The sequence below is a fragment of the Oricola nitratireducens genome, assembly GCF_014904745.1.
In the GTDB taxonomy this organism is placed as follows: domain Bacteria; phylum Pseudomonadota; class Alphaproteobacteria; order Rhizobiales; family Rhizobiaceae; genus Oricola; species Oricola nitratireducens.
This window is the reverse complement of sequence record NZ_JACZCS010000049.1, coordinates 1-339: the sequence shown is the minus strand read 5'-3', so window position 1 is coordinate 339 and position 339 is coordinate 1. Positions and strand designations below refer to the sequence as shown.

The window sequence follows — 339 nt, the reverse complement described above, 5'->3', positions numbered from 1 at the left end:
GACGGCCGCCCTCTTCCTTCGTCAGGATGTAGGCTTCGGCAACGAACTTGGTGTGCGGCGTAACCGAACCCGGCTTGCACAGCACCTGGCCCCGCTCGACGCCCTCGCGGTCGACGCCGCGCAGCAGCGCGCCGATATTGTCGCCGGCCATGCCCTGGTCGAGCAGCTTGCGGAACATCTCGACGCCCGTGCAGGTCGTCTTCGTCGTCGGACGGATGCCGACAATCTCGATTTCGTCACCGACATTAATGATACCGCGCTCGACGCGGCCGGTCACAACCGTGCCGCGGCCCGAGATCGAGAACACGTCCTCGATCGGCATCAGGAACGGCTGGTCGA

1 protein-coding gene is annotated in these 339 nt (G+C 65.2%); it reads right to left on the bottom strand.

Features of this window, described 5'->3' with window-relative positions; translation table 11 throughout:
* A partial coding sequence (locus IG169_RS20515; RefSeq protein WP_246717486.1) for an EF-Tu/IF-2/RF-3 family GTPase occupies positions 1 to 339 on the bottom strand: 339 nt, incomplete at both ends.